A 17,892-nucleotide genomic window follows, 5' to 3' on the forward strand; every position below is an offset into this window, starting at 1 on the left:
CGAACTCTGGAACCGGAGACAAAACAAACCCTTGGCGGGCTGTCAAACCGGAAATGCGGCCCTTTCGGAGGCCGTGCGTGGACAATTGGAATAACTTTTTCTTCAAGGGTCATTCCTTAAGTTGAGGGCGGAATGCCCAGGGGCGGCCAGCCGGTCATGAAACAACTCCGTAACAACATCATCCGCGCCGGGCTGGAAGCGCTGTATTTCAGCGGGGCGCACCATCTGCTGCGGCCGCTGCTGTCGGGCGTCGGCGCCATTTTCATGCTGCACCACGTGCGGCCGGCCCGTGAGGGCGCGTTCCAGCCGAACCGGCATCTCGAGGTCACCCCGGATTTCCTGCGCGCGACCCTGTGCCATTTGCGTTCGCGCGAGATCGACATTGTCGGCATGGATGAGTTGCACGAACGGCTGGTTCAGGGCCGGTTCGACCGTCGCTTCGCCGCCTTCACCCTCGACGATGGCTATCGCGACAATCAGGACCATGCCCTGCCGGTGCTGCGCGAATTTGCCGCGCCCGCGACCATCTATGTCGCCAGCGACTTCGCCGAGGGCACCGGCCGGCTGTGGTGGGCCGCGCTGGAGGCCGTGATCGCCAAGGCCGAGCAGGTCGACGTGCAGATCGGCCATTCCGCGCTTCGGCTCGACGCAACGACGCCGGCCGCGAAGCAGGCGGCATTCGACCGCCTGCACGACTGGCTGCGCGCGCTGCCGGGCGAGCACGATCTGAAGCGCGAGATCGAGGCGCTCTGCGCGAAGTACGATGTCGACATGGCCGCGCTGTGCCGCAGCCTCTGCCTGACCTGGCACGAGGTGAAGCGGCTCGCGGCCGATCCGCTGGTCACGATCGGCGCCCACACCATCAGTCATTGCAATCTCGCCAGGCAGAGCGAGGAGATCGCCGCGCAGGAGATGGCCGTAAGCCGGGCGCGGATCGAGACTACGCTGGAGCGCCAGGTGCAGCATCTCGCCTACCCCTATGGCGACCGCGAGGCGGCGGGGATGCGCGAATTCGCGCTGGCCGCCTCAGCCGGCTTCAAGACCGCGGTGACGACACGGCCGGGCATGCTGTTCGCCGAGAACGCCGGCCACATGACCGCGCTGCCGCGCGTCTCGTTGAACGGCAACTACCAGGACGCACGCATTCTGCCGGTGCTGACCTCCGGCGCCGCGACCGCAATGTGGAACGGCTTTCGCCGGTTTGCGGCGGCGTAGCGTCAACTCCGCTGCTATCGCACATTCCGGCGTCGTCCAGACGAAAGCCAGGACTACGACAAGATTGACAGCCCTCCCCCGCCGCGCTCAAAACGTCGCCAACGCAAGGGAGGCATCATGTTCAACGATCTGTTCTCACTCAAGGGCCGCGTCGCGCTCGTGACCGGCGGCTCGCGCGGCATCGGCAAGATGATCGCGGCAGGCTTCCTCGCGCAAGGCGCGGCGAAGGTCTACATCACCGCGCGCAAAGCAGGGCCGTGCGAAGCCACGGCAAAAGAGCTCTCGGCACAATATGACGGCGAATGCATCGCGCTGCCGATCGACATCTCGACCGTCGAAGGTTGCGACAAGCTGGCTGCCGAAATCATCAGGCTGGAGCCGAAGCTCGATATCCTCGTCAACAATGCCGGCGCCGCTTGGGGCGCGGAGTTCGACGAATTCCCCGAGAGCGGCTGGGACAAGGTGATGGACCTCAACGTCAAGTCGCTGTTCTTCCTGACCAAGGCGCTGGCAAAACCGCTCCGCGCGGCGGCTTCGCACGAGCGGCCCGCCAAGGTCATCAACATCGCCTCGGTCGACGGCATCTTCGTCAATCCGGGCGAGACCTATTCCTATGCCGCCAGCAAGGCCGCGGTGATCCACCTGACGCGGCGCATGGCGACGAAGCTGATCAAGGACAACATCAACGTCACCGCGATCGCGCCGGGCGCGTTCAAATCGGACATGAACCGCGCCGCGCGCGACCATTCGGACGACGTCGCCAAGCGCATTCCGGCGCGGCGCATCGGAACCGACGAGGACATGGCGGGCGTTGCGATCTACCTCGCCTCGCGCGCGGGCGATTACGTAGTCGGCAACACCATCGCCGTCGATGGCGGCGTGGTGTATGCGAATGCCGGGCTGGAGATCGCGGGGTAGGCGACGGGGTTCTGCAAAGTTCGCGCCTCGCACTCCGCTGTCATGCCCCGGCTTGACCGGGGCATCCAGTACGCTGCGGCCCATCGGCTGAATCACTGCTGCCGCGGAGTACTGGATCACCCGCTTTCGTGGGTGATGACAGTCTGCGTCGAGCGAGAGCGTCAGCCCCCGACGCTACGACTCGATCTTCACGTACTCGAAATCGCCCGGCTTGTTGTCGATGCCGACTTTCGGCGGCGAGATCCAGGAGGCGAACTGGCCGGTCTCGGTGACGGGCTGCATCAGCGAAGTGATGAAGTCGCCATCGGCGCTCGAGGGCAGCCAATCGTCCTTGCGGCTGGCCCAGGAGGCATCGTCGATCAAAAGACCGTCGGGCGTCGCGTGGATGCCCTTGAACTCGCCAATGTGGCGGTGGAAGGCGACGTTGGGCAGTTTGAGCTGGAAATCATAGCCCGCGGTCGAGATCACCTTGTTCCAGCGCAGCATGCCCTTGACGCAATCCTGGCTGTAATCGTCGCGCAGGCGCATGTTGAGCGCGGTCAGCGCCGGCTCGTCCACCAGCTTGATCTCGCCGTTGATGAACTTGAGCACCGGATAGGTCGCGTTCTTGAGCTGGTGATCGTCGTCGATCTGGGTCTCGTGATAGCGGCCCTTGATGCCGGTGTTGAAGGCGTTGGCCGCGTTGGTCGAGACTTCCGAGCCAAAGAGATCAAGCGACAGCGTATAGTGCAGGTTCAGCTTCTTCTGGATGGTCGGAAGATCAATCACGCCGAGCGCGCGGACTTTTGCGATATCGGAGGGATCGGTGATGCCGGCTTCGCGCATGGCATCGCAGGTGCGCTGCACGACGCGGGTGATGCCGGTCTCGCCGACGAACATGTGATGAGCTTCTTCGGTCAGCATGAAGCGGCAGGTGCGCGACAGCGGATCGAAGCCCGACTGCGCCAGCGAGTGGAGCTGCATCTTGCCGTCGCGATCGGTGAAATAGGTGAACATGAAGAAGGACAGCCAGTCCGGCGTCGCCTCGTTGAAGGCGCCGAGCATGCGTGGGCTATCCGCGTCGCCCGAGCGGCGGCGCAACAAATCGTCGGCCTCCTCGCGACCGTCGCGGCCAAAATATTTCTGAAGCAGGTAGACCATCGCCCAGAGGTGACGGCCTTCCTCGACATTGACCTGGAACAGGTTGCGCATGTCGTAGAGCGAAGGCGCGGTCTTGCCGAGGTGACGTTGCTGCTCGACGGAAGCCGGCTCGGTGTCGCCCTGGATCACGATCAGGCGGCGCAGCATGGCGCGATACTCGCCCGGGACTTCCTGCCAGGCAGGCTCGCCAAAATGCTCGCCGAAGGGAACGACGCGATTTTCTTCCTGCGGCGCCAGCAGAATGCCCCAGCGATAATCGGGCATGCGGACATAGTCGAACTTGGCCCAGCCCCGCGGATCGACCGAGTAAGCGGTGCGCAAGTACACCAGCGACTCCTGGAAGCCTTCGGGCCCCATGTCGCTCCACCAATCCATGTAGCCGGGATGCCAGCCTTCGAGCGCCTTCAGCACCTGACGGTCTTCGGCGAGATTGACGTTATTCGGAATCTTGGTCGAGTAGTCGACGTTCATGATGTTCATGGCCGGGCTTCTCCCTAAACGCGCGTCATATCGAATTTCGGCTTCTGGCCGCTGCCGTAGCGGCGCAGCGCGCCTTCCTCGCCGACGGCGTTGGGGCGCTGGAAGATCCAGTTCTGCCACGCGGTCAGGCGCGAAAAAATTTTCGATTCCATCGTCTCCGGGCCGACGAAGCGCAGGCTCGCTTCCATGCCGGTGAGGCTGTCGGGCGAGAAGCTGGCGCGCTCCTCCAGAAACACGCGGACCTCGTCGTCCCAGTCGATGTCGTCGAGCGCGAAGGTGACAAGACCGAGCTCCTCGGCCGCCTCGGCGTCGAGCGTGGTCCCGACGGTGTCCTCTGCGCGGTTCACATCGGAGGGATCAGCCTGGAAGCGCGATTGCAGCCGCGTCAGGCCATGGCTCATCGGATACGGGCCGAAATTCATCGCCGAGAGCTCGATCGCCGGCGGCGGCTGGTTGTCGCCCTGGCGCGTGCCGATCAGCATGTAGGAGCGGTCGGCGGCGAACACGAGCTCGGCCAGCGTGCCGGCAAAGCAGGAGCCGGGCTCGACCAGCGTCACCAGCGTGCGCGAGGTGACGTCGATGCGCTTGAGCACGCGCTTCCAGTAATGGCGGATCTCGTTGACCAGCCAATGCGCCTTGTTGGCTTCGAGGAAGGCGTCGGATGCCAGCACATGGGCGCGGTCGCCGTGGCTCTTGAACACGAGCATGGCGATCTCGAGCTCGTTGATGCGCAGATGCAGGATGGCGTCGTCGAGCTCGCGCGCGACCTGGAGCGGCCAGAACGCAGCGCCCTGCGCCATCATCCCGTCGATGTCGGCAGGCGGCGCGGCCTCCGGCGCCTTGATCGAGATGGTGGCGATGCGGGCAGTGCGGTCGATATCGACTGTGACGAAGCCGTAACGCAGGCTGGTCTCGTCGATGACGCGCCTGAGCGGGGTCAGTGCAACGCCCTTACCGCTGCCGGCGCGCTTCGAAGAGCCCGCGAATTCTTTGGCCCGCTCGGCGATCCTGGCTTCCAGCTTCGAATTCGGCGCGATCTCGTCGACCAGGCGCCATTGTACGGCGCGCTTGCCCTTGACGCCTTCCTCGATGGTGCAGAAGAAATCAGCGTGGTCGCGGCGCACCTTGCGCTTATCGACGACACGAGTGAGGCCGCCGGTGCCCGGCAACACCGCAAGCAGCGGCACTTCGGGCAAAGCAACCGCAGAAGCGCCGTCGTCGGCGAGAATGATGTGGTCGGTCGCGAGCGCCAGCTCATAGCCGCCGCCGGCGGCCGAGCCGTTCACCACCGTGATGAAGCGCTGGCCGGAATTCTCCGAAGAGTCTTCCATGCCGTTGCGGGTTTCGTTGGTGAATTTGCAGAAGTTCACCTTGTGGGCATGGGTCGAGCCCGCCAGCATGCGGATGTTGGCGCCGGCGCAGAACACGCGGTTCTTGGCCGAGCGCATCAGCACGACTTTCACGTCCGGGTGCTCGAAGCGCAGCCGCTGGACCACGTCGGCGAGTTCGATATCGACGCCGAGATCGTAGGAATTGAGCTTGAGCAGATAGCCCTCGAACAGGCCGCCGTTCTCGTCGACATCCATCGTCAGCGTCGCGATGTTGCCGTCGACCGCAAGCTTCCAGTGCTTGTAGCGAGACGGTTCAGTCTGGAAATCGATGAATGTCGCGCCGCCTGCGAGGCGCCGATCTTCCCCGGCCATGGGCCACCCTTGAGCTCGTCTTGGTTTTACCGTTAGATGCACAATAATGCATCTTCTGGAGCGCGTCTAGTCCTTAATGGGCGATATATGCACTTTGCTTCATGGCGACTATGACTATGGAGATCGCACCACCGCCCCGAGCGCGCCTCCGCAAAATCATGCGGCGCGTCCCTGAAGTCCCCGATCGTCGCGCAGGGCTGCCTTTGCGAATTGCCCGATGGCGTCAAGCGTCACTCGGGGCGCTTCACGATGCGGGGAATGGCCCGCGTCTGAAATGATTTCTAGATCTACCGGACAGTAACATTCGGCTTGCACAATCTCGGCCTGACGCAGTGTCCCATATTGGTCGTTTTCACCCTGCACAACCAGGACGGGAATGCGGATGTAGGCCAGATATTCCGAGATGTCCCAGTCGCGGAATTTCGGGTCGAGCCAAGCCCCGTTCCAGCCATAAAAGGCGTTGTCGACATCCTTGTGCCAGCGCGACAGCTTTGTCTTGAGGTCGGTGGTCTCGTAGACCGTCTTGATCGCGGCGATCGATGTCACCGAGATGTCCTCGACAATGAAATGCGGCGCGATCAGCGCGATGCCTTGCAGGCGATGATCCTGATGCGCGCCGGCATAGATCGCCGCGATCGAAGCGCCGTCGGAATGGCCGAGCAGCAGGCCGCGCCTGAAGGGAATCGCATCGAGCACTTTCGGCAGTATGTCGAGCGCCTCGCGCTGCATGTAATCGAGCGGCCGCGGCAACGCGACCGGGCTCGACTGGCCGTAGCCGGCGCGCGAATAGGCGAAGACGCCCGCGCCGGTGGCTTGCTGGAGCTTTTCCGGAAAATCGCTCCACAGCCCGACGGAGCCGAGGCCTTCGTGCAGCATGACGATGGTCGGCGCATCTGCGGCCTGCGGCGCGAGCCATTTGTATTCGAGGCTGGCGCCGCCGACGCTGAGGAAACCGGAGGGAGTGAGATTGGTCATTTCTTCGCTCTTCTGTTTCCGTCGTCATGCCCGGGCTTGACCCGGGCATCCACGTCTTTCCTCGTTCGGGGCTGCCCGTGGACGGCCGGGACAAGCCCGGCCATGACGGCTGTGGCTAGTTCGTGCCCTCGCGCAGCTTGAACCGCTGGATCTTTCCCGTCGCGGTCTTCGGCAGCGAGTCCACCACGTCGATCCAGCGCGGATATTTCCACGGGCCGATCTTCTGCTTGACGTGCTCCTTAAGCATCTCCTGAAGATCCGTCGTCTTCACGCCGGGGCGCAGCACGACGAAAGCCTTTGGCTTCAAGAGGCCCTCCGGATCCGCTTCGGGTACGACGGCGGCTTCCAGCACGGCGGGATGCGTGATCAGCGCGCTCTCGACCTCGAAGGGCGAGACCCAGATGCCGGAGACCTTGAACATGTCGTCGGCGCGGCCGCAAAAGGTGTAGCGGCCTTCGGCGTCGCGAACATATTTGTCGCCGGTGCGGGTCCACGGTCCTTCAAACGTGCGCCGGCTCTTTTGGCGCTGGTTCCAGTAACCCTCGCCGGCGGAGGGCGCATCGACCAGGAGCTCGCCGACCTCGCCGTCGGCGACGTCCTGGCCGGCCTCGTTGACGAGCCGCACCGCGTAGCCGGGCACCGGCTTGCCGGACGAGCCGTATTTGATGTCGCCGGGCGCATTCGACAGGAAGATGTGCAAGAGCTCGGTCGAGCCGACGCCGTCGAGAATGTCGACGTCGAAGCGCGATTTCCAGCTATTGCCGACAGATTCCGGTAGCGCCTCGCCGGCCGAGGTGCAGATGCGCAAGGCACCACCGCCGCGCTCGCTCTTCATCGCCTCGTCGTTGAGCATCGCCGCGAACAGCGTCGGCACGCCGTAGAAGATCGAGGGGTTGTAGCGGTTCATCAGGTCGAACATCCGCGCCGGCGTCGGCCGTTCGCTGTTCAGGATCGTGGTCGCGCCGACCGACATCGGGAAGGTCAGCGCATTGCCGAGGCCGTAAGCGAAGAACAGTTTTGCAGCGGAGAGACCGACGTCGTTCTCGCGAATGCCGAGCACTTGGCGCGCATAGGTGTCCGCCGTCGCCTGCAAATTCGCATGCGGATGACGCACGCCCTTGGGCATGCCGGTCGAGCCGGACGAATAGAGCCAGAACGCCGGCTCGTCGGGATGCGTTGCAGCGGTCGTGAACTGATCGCTCTCGCGCGCGAGTTCTTCCGCGAGCTGCTTGTGGCCGTTCTGCTTGGCGCCGGAGACCACGACATGCTCGAGATCCGGCATGCGGCCGACGACGTCCTTGATGACGGGATAGAGCGCCTCGGAAACAAACAGCACACGCGCACGGCAATCGGCGAGGATGTAGGCGTATTGCTCTGATGTCAGCAGCGTGTTCAGCGGCACCGGCACGATGCCGGCGCGGATCGCGCCCAGGAACACGATCGGGAAATCGACCGTATCCAGCATGATCATCGCCACGCGTTCCTCGCGGCGGATGCCGAGCCGGCGCAGCATGTTGGCCGCGCGGCGGGTCTGTTGCTGGAGCTCGCCATAAGTGAGCCGCGAGACGGTGTCGTCGAACACGGTCTTGCTGCCACGGCCCTCCTCGACGTTACGGTCGAGCAGCCAGGTCACCGCGTTGTAGGATCCCTCGCTCACGGTCGTCTCCCCCGAATTTAGAATTATAATTCATAGAAAGACACTGTGACAGCTTGCTGTCAATGCCATCAGGCATTATGTTTCACTAACATGCGCCGGCCCCTTTAAAGAAGGCATCCGCTAAAGAAGCCTCATGACCGACAGTCCCGACGCCGAATCCCGCTTTCTCGAACAGCTCGGCCAGCGCGTGCGCACCATGCGCGCGCTGCGTGGCATGTCGCGCAAAGTGCTCGCCAAAGTATCCGGAATTTCGGAGCGCTACATCGCGCAGCTCGAGAGCGGCAAGGGCAACGTCTCGATCGTGCTGTTGCGCCGCGTCTCGGACGCGATGGGCGCGCATCTCGAAGACCTGCTTCCCTCAGCCGATCCGACGCCGGACTGGCAGATGTTTCGCGACCTGCTGCGCAAGGCAACGCCGGCGCAGATCGCGCAGGCAAAAGATCTGCTCGCCGGCGGCAGCGCCTCCGCGCCGCGGCGCGCGCCGTTCTGCGGCATTGCGCTGATCGGCCTGCGCGGCGCCGGCAAATCGACGCTTGGGCGGATGCTGGCGAAGAAGATCGGCTGGAGCTTCGTCGAGCTCAACAAGGAGGTCGAACAGCAGAATGGCCTCTCGGTCGCCGAGATCATCGCGCTTTACGGCCAGGAAGGCTTTCGCCGCATGGAGCAGGCTGCACTGCAACAGCTGCTCGCGCGCAACGAACTGATGGTGCTGGCGACCGGCGGCGGCATCGTCTCGGAGCCCCTGACCTTCGACCAAATCCTGACGTCGTTCTATACGATCTGGCTGAAGGCCGAGCCCGAGGAGCACATGGCCCGCGTCCGCCGCCAGGGCGATCTCCGCCCGATGGCCGACGACCGCTCCGCGATGGCCGAGCTGCGCAACATTTTGCTCAGCCGCGAACCGCTCTATGCGCGCGCGACGGCGGTGGTGGATACGGCGGGATTGTCGGTGGACGCCGCGGCTGCGCGGCTGATCGATGCGGTGCGACCGGTGCTCCAGAACGAAGCCCGCAGCTTTGGCCTGCGGAGCGTGGCGCTGTAGTTCGGAGATTCGTATGACCGACAGCGACGTCACAATCTCCATGTTCGAGCGGGTCGGCGGCCGTGCCGCGATCGACCGTCTCGTCGACCGCTTCTACGACCGCATGGACACGCTGCCGGAGGCGAAGACCATCCGCGCCATGCATGCGGATGATCTCGGCCCGATCAGGGACGTGCTGAAGCGCTATCTCACCGAATGGACCGGCGGGCCAAAACTCTACTCGGTCGAGAAGGGCCATCCGCGGCTGCGCCAACGGCATATCGGCTTCGCCATTGGGGATGCCGAGCGCGACGCGTGGCTGCTGTGCATGCATGGGGCGATGGAGGAGACGGTTACTGACACTGCCGCGCGGCAGGAGCTCGATCGGGCGCTGTCCGGCCTCGCCGACTGGATGCGCAACCGGCAGTGACAGTCGCCGAGCAAGCTTCGTGGGGTGGGTTAGTCTAGCGCGGCGTCACCTACCAACTTCGTTCCACAATTGCGGAGGCATGGTGGGTTACGCTGCGCTAACCCACCCTACACAGCTACAGGAGTTGCGATCGAACGGACTCCGCACCATCGCGCAGCAACGGCAGGAAACGGTCGATCAGTTCCTGCGCCGGCACGCGATCGACATGGGCGCCCATGTTGATTGCGGCGACGATCACGTCGTCGTAGCGGCGCACCGGCACCGAGATCGAACGGAAATGCGGCTCGGCCTCGCGGTCGACCAGCGAATAGCCTTGCGCGCGGTCGGCGGCGATGCGCGCCAGCAGCGCCTTGGGATCGATCACCGTCTGTGGCGTCAGCGCCTCGCGCTTCGTTGCCTTCAGGCGCGCGAGACAATCGGCATCATCGAGCTGCCCCAGCATGGCGCGGCCGACCGAGGTGCAGAAGGCCGGCAGGCGATAGCCGATCTCCAATCCGCCGGAGAACATTCGCGCCGGGCTGCTGCGGGCGACGAACACGACGTCGTCGCCGTCGAGCACCGCGAGTGAGGAGATTTCGTTCGCCGCTGTCGCAACGCAATCGAGCACCGGTTGCAACACCGCGACGAGCTGGTTGGAGCGCAGATAGGACGCCGCCAGCGTCAGCACATGCGGCGTCAGCGAGAACAGTTTTCCGTCACCACTGACAAAACCGCCGCGCTGGAGCGTGAACAGCATGCGCCGCGCAGTGGCACGCGGCAGCTCGGCGGCGCGAGCGAGATCGCTCAGCGTCATCGGGCCAGAGTTGGTGCCGAAGCATTGCAACAGGCGCAGGCCGCGATCGAGGCTTTCGACGAAATCCGTCGCGCGTTCGTCAGTCTCGCTCCGCTTCAGCTTGGGCATGGGTCCGGAATGTCCTGCAAAATAGTGCTTGCTGCCGTTCGAAGGCATGTCATAATTCGCCCATTCGTTCAATAGGCGAACAAAACGTCTCCAGAAAAAGGACACGACCGCCATGATGAGCCAGGAGCAGAACGACTTGATTACCCGCACCGGGCCGAAAGACCCTTGCGGGAAGCTGATGCGGAGCTACTGGCAGCCGGCGGCCCTGGTCGATGAACTCGAAGGCGCGCGGCCGATCCGCCCCGTCAAACTGCTCCGCGAAAATCTGGTGCTGTTCCGCGACGAGACCGGCCGCTACGGCCTGATCGATCGTCACTGCGCGCATCGCGGCGCCGACCTCGCCTTTGGACGGCTCGAACATGGCGGATTGCGCTGCGCCTTCCATGGCTGGCTGTTCGACGCCACCGGCCAATGCATCGAGACGCCAGCGGAGCCGAAAGATTCAAAACTCTGCCAGAACATCCGCCAGCGCTCCTATCCGGTGGTGGAGAAGAGCGGCATCCTCTGGGCCTATCTCGGCGAGGGCGAGCCACCGGCATTTCCGGAGCTTGACTGCTTCGTCGCGCCCGGCACGCACACGTTTGCCTTCAAGGGTCACATGGCCTGCAACTGGCTGCAGGCGCTGGAGGTCGGCATCGATCCCGCCCACGCTTCCTATCTGCATCGCTTCTTCGAGGACGAGGACACTTCAACGGCCTACGGCAAGCAGTTCCGCGGCGCGTCCGCTGGAAGCGACCTGCCGATGACGAAAATCCTGCGCGAGTACGACCGCCCCATCATCAATGTCGAGCACACCGAATATGGCCTGCGGCTGATCGCGCTGCGCGAGATCGACGAGGAGCGGACGCATGTGCGCGTCACCAACCAGCTCTTCCCGCACGGCTTCGTCATCCCCATGAGCACGGAGATGACGATCACGCAGTGGCACGTGCCGGTCGACGACGAGAACTGTTATTGGTACGCGATCTTCACCAGCTATTCGAACCCGGTCGACAAAAAGAAGATGCGCGACCAGCGGCTCGAGCTCTACGAGCTGCCCGACTACGTCTCGCGCAAGAACAGCAATAACGATTACGGCTTCGATCCGCACGAGCAGCAGACCGCGACCTATACCGGCATGGGCAACGACATCAACGTCCACGACCAGTGGGCGGTGGAATCGATGGGCGCGATCCAGGATCGCACCAAGGAGCATCTCGGCACCAGCGACAAGGCGATCGTGCAATATCGCCGCCTGCTGCGGCAGGAGATCGAGAAGGTCGGCGGCGGCGAGAAGCCGATGCTGTTCCTGGACGAGGCCAATGCGCGTTCGATCCAGGGACCGGCGACCATGGACGGCATCGGGCCGACCCGGGGCTGGGAGACCTACTGGATGGAAGTCGACGTCAAGCGCCGCCGCGGCGCCCCGTGGTCGGCGCCGGTACCGAAGGAGATCGCAGACAACGTGCATCGGCTGACAGCGGCGGAGTGACGTTCATGCGCGGACACCGTAGGGTGGGCAACGGCGCAAAGCGCAGTGCCCACCATGCATCCGTTCGGGCGATAGAGGCGATGGGCACGCTTCGCTTTGCCCACCTACGGCAGTTGAGGGAGTAGCACAGTGACTTTCGTCGCGCGTCATGCGCTGTGGTCGAATGAGCAGAAGGACGCCGCGACGCGCATGCGTCGTCTCGTCGAGGAGAAGAACCTCGAGGTCATCCGCCTCGCCTTCCCCGACCAGCACGGCATTTTGCGCGGCAAGACCATCATCGCCGCCGAGGCGATCGCCTCGCTGGAGAGCGGCTGCTCCATCACCACCACCATGCTCGCCAAGGACACCTCGCACCGCACGGTGTTCCCGGTGTTCACATCAGGCGGCGGCTTCGGCATGAAGGAGATGGAAGGCGCGGCCGACGTGCTGATGGTCGCCGACCCCACCACGTTTCGCGTGCTCCCGTGGGCGCCGACCACGGGCTGGGTCCTCTGTGATCTCTATTTCAACGACGGCCGCCCGGTGCCGTTCGCAACGCGCGGACTCTATCGAAAAGCGCTCGACGAGCTCGGCAGCCGCGGCTGTGACTTCGTCGCGGGGCTCGAGGTCGAATTTCACATCTTCAAGCTCGACGACCCGCATATGCGCGCGGAAGACGCGGGACAGCCCGGCACGCCGCCGTCGGTGAGCCTGCTCTCACACGGCTATCAGTACCTCACCGAGCAGCGTTTTGATCAGATGGAGCCGGTGCTGGAGATTCTGCGCCGCGATATCATCGCGCTCGGGCTGCCCCTGCGCACCGTCGAGGTCGAGTTCGGGCCGAGCCAATGCGAGTTCACCTTCGCGCCGAAGAAGGGGCTGGAGCCCGCCGACAATATGGTGCTGTTTCGCTCGGCCGTGAAGCAGATCGCGCGCCGCCACGGTTATCACGCCACCTTCATGTGCCGGCCGAAGCTGCCGAATTTGTTCGCGAGCGGCTGGCACCTGCATCAGTCGGTCGTCTCGCGGGCGAGCGGCGAGAACCAGTTCATGGCCAAGGAAGGCGGCGAACCGCTCAGCGCGTTCGGCCGCGCCTACCTCGCCGGCCTGCTCGACCACGCCCGCGCAGCCACCGTGTTCACCACGCCGACCATCAACGGCTACAAGCGCTACCGCTCCTATTCGCTGGCACCGGACCGCGCGATCTGGGGCCGCGACAATCGCGGTGTGATGATCCGCGTGCTCGGCGGCGCGAACGATGCCGCCACGCGCCTGGAGAATCGCGTCGGCGAGCCCGCCGCCAATCCCTATCTCTACATGGCTTGCCAGGTTCTTTCGGGTCTCGACGGCGTGGACCGCAAGCTCGAGCCCGGCCCCTCGGCCGACACGCCCTATGAGACCGAAGCGCCGCTGCTGCCGAAATCGCTGCGCGAAGCGGTGACCGCGCTGAAGGACGACCCGTTCTTCCGCGAGAAATTCGGCGCCGAGTTCGTCGACTATTACGCCCACATCAAGAACGCCGAGATCGACCGCTTCCTCGCCGACGTGACCGACTGGGAGCACCGCGAATATTTCGAGATGTTCTGACGCGCCTCACGCCGCCGTGAGGCGACTTCGTCCGAGCGGTTCCGGCGACATTTTAAAAGCACCCGACGAAGCCATTTTCCCGGCCAACGAAAAACGCCTGAAAAAGAGCGGATCTAGGCTAGCTTGATGATCAACAAGGGAGTTCGGTCATGTGGGGTCAATTGTTCAGCCTGATCTATCGCCTGTCCTGCCGGTCGACCCTGGTCGGCATCGGTACGCACCGCCTCGCCCATTAGCGGCAGCCGGCTACCCGTCAGGCAAGATAGAGCGACAAAATAGGGGTGTTTCATGCGCAAGCTGATCCTGATCGCGGCAATATCGCTGCTCGCAACGCAAGCCCATGCCGGCGGTCCGCGCAGCCTGAGCCTCGCAGCGACCAATTCGAGCCAGCAGGCAACTGAGCCGGCAGCGCCGGTCACGCCGCAGGCACCCGCGGCATCGCCGGCGACGAATGTCCAGACGGCGACCACCGCACCGGCTTCAACGCCGCCGGTCACAACCGCGCCATCCGCAATAGCTCCGGCCGCTACGCCCATCCAGGCCGCCAGCGCGACCGAGACGGTCAAGCCGAAGCACCACCGGCCGTCCACCGAGGCACGCGTGATCCGCGAGCTGCACCGGCATGGGATTTATTGGTAGTTCGGCCGCTAAGCTCGCCCCCAGAGTCGTCCCGGCGAAGGCCGGGACCGATAGCCAGAAGGAGACGTTTGGCAAAGACTCATCGTTCGGAACTAGCAGCGACCGTACCGGATAGATTCCGCGGTATGGGTCCGGCCTTCGCCGGGAAGACACTGAATGTAAGACGCGAGGCCGCCTCCACCCCTCGCCTCCGCCTCTCTAAATCCCCAAATATTTATGCTGCAGATCCGGCTCGGCCATCAGCTCGTCCGAGGTGCCGCTCCACACCGTCTTGCCGCGCTCGATGATGGTGTGGCGGTCGCAGATGCGGGCGAGGTGGTCGACGTTCTTGTCGACCACCAGGATCGATTGGCCCCGCCTCTTCAGCATAGAAAGGCAGTTCCAGATCTCTTCGCGGATCAGCGGTGCGAGACCTTCGGTCGCCTCGTCCAGGATCAGCAGCTTTGGATTGGTCATCAGCGCGCGGCCGATGGCGAGCATCTGCTGTTCGCCGCCGGAGAGCTGGTTGCCCATGTTGGCGGCCCGCTCGGCAAGCCGCGGGAACAGCACGTAGATCGCGGCCAGCGTCCAGGGTTTGGCATTGCCAAAGCGATCGGCGGCAGCTGCGACCAGATTTTCGCGCACGGTGAGGTTGGGGAAGATCTGGCGTCCCTCTGGCACGAGCCCGACGCCGAGCTTGGCGATCCGATACGATGGCAGCTGCCGGACTTCAGTACCCGCAAAGCGGATGCTGCCTGCGCGCGCCGGCGTCAGGCCCATGATCGAGCGGATGGTCGTGGTCTTGCCCATGCCGTTGCGGCCCATCAGCGAGACCATCTCGCCCGGTTTGATCGACAGCGACAGGCCGAACAGCACTTGGCTGAGGCCGTAGCAGGTCTCGATGCCCTCGACGTCGAGCAGTGTGTCAGCCACCACTTTTTCAGACATGGTGCGTCACCACATGCTGGTCGCCGAGATAGGCGCGCTTGACGTCCTCGTTGGCGCGGATCGCGGCTGGATCGCCGGAGGCAATGACACGGCCATAGACCAGCACAGAGATGCGGTCGGCGAGCGCGAACACCGCGGGCATGTCGTGCTCGACCAGCACGATCGAGACCTCTTTGCGCAACTCCTGAAGCAGCTTCACCATGCGCTGGGACTCGGTAACGCCGAGACCGGCCATCGGCTCGTCGAGCAGCAAAAGCTTCGGCTCGCTCGCCAGCGCCACCGCAAGCTCGAGCTCGCGGCGCTCGCCATGGCTGAGCCTGTTCACCACGACGTCGGCGCGGTGCAACAGGCCGACGCGGTCGAGCGCGGCACGGGCGGCGTCGCGCAGGCCTTTCTCCTTGCGGGCATTGGCGAAGAAGCGGAAGGAATGGCCGGCATGGGCCTGCGCCGCCAGCGCGACATTGTCGGCGGCGGTGAAGTCGAATAGCAATGAGGTAATCTGGAACGAACGGGCAAGGCCCAGCGCGCAGCGGCGATAGGCCGGCAGATAAGTGATGTCGCGGCCACCGAGCGATACGCTGCCGGAATGCGGCTCGAGATGCCCGGTGAGCTGGCTGATCAGCGTGGTCTTGCCGGCGCCGTTCGGACCAATGATGGCGTGCAGCTCACCGCTCGCGACGTCGAGCGAGACGTTGTCCGTTGCGGTGATCCCGCCGAAGCGGCGCACCAGCTTTTCGACGCGGAGCAGCGGTTCAGTCACGGTTGAACCTCCCGAGCAGGCCCATGATGCCGCCGCGGCCGAACAGCACGACCAGCAGCAGGAGGGGCCCCATGATCAGCGCCCAATATTCGGTGATCTGCGACAGGAACTCTTCCAGCAGCAGATAGACCACCGCGCCCATGACAGGGCCGAACAGTGTGCCCATGCCGCCGAGGATCACCATCACCATCAGGTCGCCGGAGCGGGTCCAGTACATCACAGCCGGGCTGATGAAGTCGGTGTTGTTGGCGAGCAGCGCACCGGCGAGGCCGCACATCATGCCGGAGATGACGAAGCAGACGAGCTGGTAGCGTTTTGCCGGAAACCCGATCGCCTGCATGCGCTGCTCGTTCGAGCGCAACCCTTGCACGACGATGCCGAAGCGCGAATTGGCGATGCGCCAGATCAGGAAGATCACACTGAGGAGGCAGGTGAGGCAGAGATAGTAGAACTGCGTTCGATTCGACAGGTTGATCAAGCCGGAGAAATCACTGCGCTTGTAGATGGTGAGGCCGTCGTCGCCGCCGTAGCGCGCAAGGCCCGAGGCGACGTAATAGGCCATCTGCGCGAACGCCAGCGTGATCATGATGAAATAGACGCCGCGGGTGCGCAAGCTGAGCGCGCCGATCACCAGCCCGTAGATCGCGGAGGCCGCGAGCGCGACCGGAAACTGGATGAAGCCGGAGCCGACGCCTTCCTGCGCCAGCATACCGACCGCGTAGCCGCCGATGCCGAGATACGCGGCATGGCCAAAGCTCATCATGCCGCCATACCCCATCATGAGGTTGAGACTTGCCGCGGCCAGCGCCAGGATGACGACGCGTGTGAACAGCGTCAGGATGAAGATGTTGCCGGACAGCTGCGAATACAGCGGCAGCAGCACGAGGCCCGCCAGCATCAGGGCCGTGGCGGCCTTGCTCACCGTGAAAGGCTTCATCGACGGTTGGCCGGAAACAGCCCCTCCGGCCGCACCACCAGCACGATCGCCATCAGCAGGTAGATCAGCATGGAGGACAGCGCGGGCGCCGCGGTAGAGGCAGCAGCGCCGCTCAGCACCTGGCGCAGCAGATCGGGCAGGAAGGCGCGGCCGAGCGTGTCGATCATGCCGACGAAGATCGCGGCGAGGAATGCGCCACGGATCGAGCCGATGCCACCAATCACGATGATGACGAAGGCGAGGATCAGGATGTTCTCGCCCATGCCGATCTGCACAGTGAGGATCGGCGCCTGCATCAAGCCCGCAAGGCCGGCGAGTGCGGCGCCGAGACCGAACACCAGCGTGTAGAGCAGCTTGATGTTGATGCCGAGCGCGCCGATCATTTCGCGGTTGGAGGCGCCGGCGCGGATCAGCATGCCGATGCGGGTGCGCATCACACCGAGATAGAGCAGCAGCGCCACCAGCAGCGCGACGACGATGATAGCGAGCCGGTAGGCGGGATAGTGAATGCCGGGCAGGATCGGCACCGGCACGGTGAGCCAGGCCGGCAGCGGCAGTGCAAGTCCGGCCGGTCCCCAGATCAGCCGCACGGCTTCATTGAAGAACAGGATCAGACCGAAGGTCGCGAGCACGTGGTCGAGATGATCGCGGCCATAGAGATGCCGCAGCGCGGTCATCTCGAGCACGATGCCGAGCAGCAAGGTCGCGCCCAGCCCGAGCAGCGCGCCGAGCAGGAAGCTGCCGGTCCACGCCGCGAAAGTCGCGGCGAAATAGGCGCCCATCATATAGAGCGAGCCGTGCGCGAGGTTGACGAGATCCATGATCCCGAACACCAGCGTCAGGCCGGCGGCGAGCAGGAACAGCAGCAGGCCGAACTGCAATCCGTTCAGGAACTGTTCGACGACGAGCAGCATCAAAACTCTTTCAGGCGCGCGCGGACGCGCGCCGATGTTCGAACACAGTCGCCATCAGTGAATGAGCTCCCCCTGCCTCTTCAAGGCCCAAAAATGGGTAATGGCAGTATCGTTCCGAAGCAAGAGCGATTCCGCGCCTGACATGCACTTTGTTGCATCTTGGCGCGCCGGACGGCCGCGCCTTGCCCGCACGTTGCTGGTCCACACGGTGCAAGAAGGCAGCCGCGCCTGTCGACCT

General features: G+C 64.2%; 16 protein-coding genes. 7 read left to right on the forward strand and 9 right to left on the reverse strand.

Annotated features, from left to right (window positions below):
* The first annotated feature begins 156 nt into the window (after window positions 1-156).
* Together JJE66_RS08490 and JJE66_RS08495 are read left to right on the forward strand one after the other, a co-directional pair.
* Entirely contained in the window at window positions 157-1,215 is a 1,059-nt protein-coding gene (locus JJE66_RS08490) for a polysaccharide deacetylase family protein (RefSeq protein ID WP_200513782.1), read from the forward strand.
* A 117-nt stretch (window positions 1,216-1,332) separates the two neighbouring features.
* Entirely contained in the window at window positions 1,333-2,133 is an 801-nt protein-coding gene (locus JJE66_RS08495) for an SDR family oxidoreductase (RefSeq protein ID WP_200513783.1), read from the forward strand.
* A gap of 174 nt (window positions 2,134-2,307) precedes the next feature.
* Here JJE66_RS08495 and boxB read toward each other — a convergent pair whose 3' ends face one another.
* From boxB to JJE66_RS08515, 4 genes are all read right to left on the reverse strand, one after another.
* Window positions 2,308-3,744 carry a benzoyl-CoA 2,3-epoxidase subunit BoxB gene (gene boxB / locus JJE66_RS08500; protein WP_200515306.1) on the reverse strand — a complete coding sequence of 479 codons (1,437 nt, stop codon included), beginning with the start codon at window positions 3,742-3,744 and terminating at the stop codon, window positions 2,308-2,310.
* Between the two features lie 23 nt (window positions 3,745-3,767).
* Window positions 3,768-5,456, reverse strand: coding sequence for a 2,3-epoxybenzoyl-CoA dihydrolase (boxC, locus tag JJE66_RS08505; protein WP_200513784.1), 1,689 nt, complete (start codon window positions 5,454-5,456; stop codon window positions 3,768-3,770).
* 156 nt (window positions 5,457-5,612) lie between these two features.
* Window positions 5,613-6,431, reverse strand: coding sequence for an alpha/beta fold hydrolase (locus tag JJE66_RS08510; protein WP_200513785.1), 819 nt, complete (start codon window positions 6,429-6,431; stop codon window positions 5,613-5,615).
* 115 nt (window positions 6,432-6,546) lie between these two features.
* Complete coding sequence (locus JJE66_RS08515; RefSeq protein ID WP_200513786.1) at window positions 6,547-8,088, reverse strand: benzoate-CoA ligase family protein; 1,542 nt, start codon at window positions 8,086-8,088, stop codon at window positions 6,547-6,549.
* A 133-nt stretch (window positions 8,089-8,221) separates the two neighbouring features.
* Between JJE66_RS08515 and JJE66_RS08520 the strand changes: the two genes are divergently transcribed.
* Together JJE66_RS08520 and JJE66_RS08525 are read left to right on the forward strand one after the other, a co-directional pair.
* A complete protein-coding gene (locus tag JJE66_RS08520; protein WP_200513787.1) occupies window positions 8,222-9,130 on the forward strand; it encodes a helix-turn-helix transcriptional regulator in 909 nt (302 codons plus the stop codon).
* A gap of 13 nt (window positions 9,131-9,143) precedes the next feature.
* The gene (locus JJE66_RS08525; RefSeq protein WP_200513788.1) at window positions 9,144-9,539 is read left to right on the forward strand and encodes a group II truncated hemoglobin; all 396 of its coding nucleotides are present in this window, start codon (window positions 9,144-9,146) and stop codon (window positions 9,537-9,539) included.
* 115 nt (window positions 9,540-9,654) lie between these two features.
* Here the strand turns inward: JJE66_RS08525 and JJE66_RS08530 are convergent, their stop codons facing one another.
* Window positions 9,655-10,440, reverse strand: a complete 786-nt coding sequence (locus JJE66_RS08530; protein ID WP_200513789.1) for an IclR family transcriptional regulator C-terminal domain-containing protein — start codon at window positions 10,438-10,440, stop codon at window positions 9,655-9,657.
* 112 nt (window positions 10,441-10,552) lie between these two features.
* Here JJE66_RS08530 and JJE66_RS08535 point away from each other — a divergent pair, with 112 nt between their 5' ends.
* From JJE66_RS08535 to JJE66_RS08545, 3 genes are all read left to right on the forward strand, one after another.
* Window positions 10,553-11,911, forward strand: a complete 1,359-nt coding sequence (locus tag JJE66_RS08535; RefSeq protein WP_200513790.1) for an aromatic ring-hydroxylating dioxygenase subunit alpha — start codon at window positions 10,553-10,555, stop codon at window positions 11,909-11,911.
* A gap of 129 nt (window positions 11,912-12,040) precedes the next feature.
* Window positions 12,041-13,477, forward strand: a complete 1,437-nt coding sequence (locus JJE66_RS08540; protein ID WP_200513791.1) for a glutamine synthetase family protein — start codon at window positions 12,041-12,043, stop codon at window positions 13,475-13,477.
* Window positions 13,478-13,765: 288 nt separating this feature from the next.
* Window positions 13,766-14,116 (forward strand): hypothetical protein, encoded by a 351-nt coding sequence (locus tag JJE66_RS08545; RefSeq protein ID WP_200513792.1) that lies wholly within the window; start codon window positions 13,766-13,768, stop codon window positions 14,114-14,116.
* A 198-nt stretch (window positions 14,117-14,314) separates the two neighbouring features.
* Here the strand turns inward: JJE66_RS08545 and JJE66_RS08550 are convergent, their stop codons facing one another.
* The 4 genes from JJE66_RS08550 to JJE66_RS08565 are packed head-to-tail and all read right to left on the reverse strand — an operon-like array spanning window position 14,315 to window position 17,654.
* Window positions 14,315-15,043: an ABC transporter ATP-binding protein gene (locus JJE66_RS08550; RefSeq protein WP_200513793.1), complete on the reverse strand. Its 729-nt coding sequence runs from the start codon at window positions 15,041-15,043 to the stop codon at window positions 14,315-14,317.
* On the reverse strand, window positions 15,036-15,803 hold the full coding sequence (locus JJE66_RS08555; protein WP_200513794.1) for an ABC transporter ATP-binding protein: 768 nt from the start codon (window positions 15,801-15,803) through the stop codon (window positions 15,036-15,038). Before JJE66_RS08555 ends, JJE66_RS08550 begins: the two co-directional genes overlap by 8 nt.
* Window positions 15,796-16,740 (reverse strand): branched-chain amino acid ABC transporter permease, encoded by a 945-nt coding sequence (locus JJE66_RS08560; RefSeq protein WP_200513795.1) that lies wholly within the window; start codon window positions 16,738-16,740, stop codon window positions 15,796-15,798. Before JJE66_RS08560 ends, JJE66_RS08555 begins: the two co-directional genes overlap by 8 nt.
* Window positions 16,737-17,654 (reverse strand): branched-chain amino acid ABC transporter permease, encoded by a 918-nt coding sequence (locus tag JJE66_RS08565; RefSeq protein WP_200513796.1) that lies wholly within the window; start codon window positions 17,652-17,654, stop codon window positions 16,737-16,739. The genes JJE66_RS08560 and JJE66_RS08565 overlap by 4 nt, the downstream gene beginning before the upstream one ends.
* Window positions 17,655-17,892: the final 238 nt, after the last annotated feature.

Source organism: Bradyrhizobium diazoefficiens, from assembly GCF_016612535.1.
GTDB lineage: Bacteria > Pseudomonadota > Alphaproteobacteria > Rhizobiales > Xanthobacteraceae > Bradyrhizobium > Bradyrhizobium diazoefficiens_C.

Excerpts from the sequence above, each read along its gene's own strand:
- JJE66_RS08510 (WP_200513785.1), bottom strand. The coding sequence starts at position 6,431 with ATGACCAATCTCACTCCCTCCGGTTTCCTCAGCGTCGGCGGCGCCAGC.
- JJE66_RS08565 (WP_200513796.1), bottom strand. The coding sequence starts at position 17,654 with ATGCTGCTCGTCGTCGAACAGTTCCTGAACGGATTGCAGTTCGGCCTG.
- JJE66_RS08490 (WP_200513782.1), top strand. The coding sequence starts at position 157 with ATGAAACAACTCCGTAACAACATCATCCGCGCCGGGCTGGAAGCGCTG.
- boxB (WP_200515306.1), bottom strand. The coding sequence starts at position 3,744 with ATGAACGTCGACTACTCGACCAAGATTCCGAATAACGTCAATCTCGCC.
- JJE66_RS08530 (WP_200513789.1), bottom strand. The coding sequence starts at position 10,440 with ATGCCCAAGCTGAAGCGGAGCGAGACTGACGAACGCGCGACGGATTTC.
- JJE66_RS08560 (WP_200513795.1), bottom strand. The coding sequence starts at position 16,740 with ATGAAGCCTTTCACGGTGAGCAAGGCCGCCACGGCCCTGATGCTGGCG.
- JJE66_RS08520 (WP_200513787.1), top strand. The coding sequence starts at position 8,222 with ATGACCGACAGTCCCGACGCCGAATCCCGCTTTCTCGAACAGCTCGGC.
- boxC (WP_200513784.1), bottom strand. The coding sequence starts at position 5,456 with ATGGCCGGGGAAGATCGGCGCCTCGCAGGCGGCGCGACATTCATCGAT.
- JJE66_RS08550 (WP_200513793.1), bottom strand. The coding sequence starts at position 15,043 with ATGTCTGAAAAAGTGGTGGCTGACACACTGCTCGACGTCGAGGGCATC.
- JJE66_RS08545 (WP_200513792.1), top strand. The coding sequence starts at position 13,766 with ATGCGCAAGCTGATCCTGATCGCGGCAATATCGCTGCTCGCAACGCAA.
- JJE66_RS08525 (WP_200513788.1), top strand. The coding sequence starts at position 9,144 with ATGACCGACAGCGACGTCACAATCTCCATGTTCGAGCGGGTCGGCGGC.
- JJE66_RS08535 (WP_200513790.1), top strand. The coding sequence starts at position 10,553 with ATGATGAGCCAGGAGCAGAACGACTTGATTACCCGCACCGGGCCGAAA.
- JJE66_RS08495 (WP_200513783.1), top strand. The coding sequence starts at position 1,333 with ATGTTCAACGATCTGTTCTCACTCAAGGGCCGCGTCGCGCTCGTGACC.